Annotated in this window: 1 tRNA gene and 2 rRNA genes; all 3 read right to left on the bottom strand. The window is 50.7% G+C overall.

Annotation, left to right across the window (positions count from 1 at the left end):
• Nucleotides 1-77, bottom strand: a tRNA-Asp gene (locus DPF93_RS21135).
• Between the two features lie 42 nt (nt 78-119).
• Nucleotides 120-235: ribosomal RNA gene (gene rrf, locus DPF93_RS21130) — 5S ribosomal RNA — on the bottom strand.
• A 99-nt stretch (nt 236-334) separates the two neighbouring features.
• Nucleotides 335-622 (bottom strand): 23S ribosomal RNA (locus DPF93_RS21125); the annotation flags it as partial.

The raw sequence follows: 622 nt of genomic DNA, 5'->3' as shown, positions 1-622 counted from the left end.
TGGCGGAGTGGACGGGACTCGAACCCGCGACCCCCGGCGTGACAGGCCGGTATTCTAACCAACTGAACTACCACTCCGCAGTGGCTTACTCGCTATCAAGCAAGTGTCCATAATATAAAGCCTGGCGATGTCCTACTCTCACATGGGGAAGCCCCACACTACCATCGGCGCTAATTCGTTTCACTTCTGAGTTCGGCATGGAATCAGGTGGGTCCAAATCGCTATGGTCGCCAAGCAAATTCTYTAATCTGGAAAGCTGCATTCTCTTATATAAAGAGCGTTCTTACACATTCAATGTTCTAGTTGAGTCCAATCAAAACCCCTTGGGTGTTGTATGGTTAAGCCTCACGGGCAATTAGTATCAGTTAGCTCAATGCCTCACAGCACTTACACACCTGACCTATCAACGTCGTAGTCTCCGACAACCCTTTAGGATACTTAAAGTATCAGGGAGAACTCATCTCAAGGCTCGCTTCCCGCTTAGATGCTTTCAGCGGTTATCGATTCCGAACTTAGCTACCGGGCAATGCGTCTGGCGACACAACCCGAACACCAGAGGTTCGTCCACTCCGGTCCTCTCGTACTAGGAGCAGCCCCTTTCAATTCTCCAACGCCCACGGCA

It is taken from the genome of Vibrio rhodolitus (assembly GCF_003350325.1).
Classification (GTDB): Bacteria; Pseudomonadota; Gammaproteobacteria; order Enterobacterales; family Vibrionaceae; genus Vibrio; species Vibrio rhodolitus.
The sequence above is the reverse complement of the archived record's forward strand: the minus strand, read 5'-3'. Positions and strand labels throughout refer to the sequence as shown.